Origin of the sequence: Streptococcus sp. HMSC10A01, assembly GCF_001807785.1 — a bacterium.
Lineage (GTDB): Bacteria > Bacillota > Bacilli > Lactobacillales > Streptococcaceae > Streptococcus > Streptococcus gordonii.
The window spans coordinates 134,159-134,510 of sequence record NZ_KV790965.1 but is presented as its reverse complement, the minus strand read 5'-3'; the positions used below and the strand labels follow the sequence as shown (position 1 = coordinate 134,510).

The 352-nt window shown below is 47.7% G+C and carries 1 CRISPR repeat array.

Features of this window, described 5'->3' with window-relative positions:
* Window positions 1-59 precede the first annotated feature (59 nt).
* Window positions 60-352: a CRISPR direct-repeat array (repeat unit 28 nt; unit sequence TTATTTCAATCCACGCTCCCGTGAAGGG).

Below are 352 nucleotides of genomic sequence, written 5' to 3'. Positions count from 1 at the left end.
CAATCCACGCTCCCGTGAAGGGAGCGACGATAAAGTGGCGACAAGACACGAAGGATATGTTATTTCAATCCACGCTCCCGTGAAGGGAGCGACAGCCCAATGCGCAAGCAAAGCGCTATCCATTATTATTTCAATCCACGCTCCCGTGAAGGGAGCGACCTTCTTTTTCAGCGTTCAGCGTTAGCTCAGTCTTATTTCAATCCACGCTCCCGTGAAGGGAGCGACGGTTTTTGATATAAGTCAGGTTATACCACAAAATTATTTCAATCCACGCTCCCGTGAAGGGAGCGACATTCCCGTAAAAAAGCGTCGTAAATTAAAAATAAATTTCAATCCACGCTCCCGTGAAGGG